Origin of the sequence: Jatrophihabitans lederbergiae, from assembly GCF_031845305.1 — a bacterium.
Taxonomy (GTDB): Bacteria; Actinomycetota; Actinomycetes; order Mycobacteriales; family Jatrophihabitantaceae; genus Jatrophihabitans_A; species Jatrophihabitans_A lederbergiae.
The window spans coordinates 1-255 of the sequence record NZ_JAVREH010000265.1 but is presented as its reverse complement, the minus strand read 5'-3'; the positions used below and the strand labels follow the sequence as shown (position 1 = coordinate 255).

The window sequence follows — 255 nt, the reverse complement described above, 5'->3', positions numbered from 1 at the left end:
GACGAACGAGCGATCACCTGGCCCGCGACCGCCAATCCGCATCTGTTCATCAACAGCCGCTCCGCCTCGCGAGACACCGCCGTCGGACTCCGCTGGGTCCAGCTCAAGATCGGAACCGACCTCACCGAATCGGCCGTCCGCGCCGACCGCAGCCTGCACGAAGCGCACGCCACCCGTGGCGATTCCCGCCGCCTTACCGACCTGTTCGGGCTCAGCATCAAGGCCGCGAGCCGCTCTACGAACACCGTCGACCAT

At 67.5% G+C, this 255-nt stretch carries 1 pseudogene; it reads left to right on the top strand.

From position 1 onward, the window contains the following. A pseudogene (locus RM423_RS25220) lies at nt 1-255 on the top strand (hypothetical protein); the annotation flags it as partial.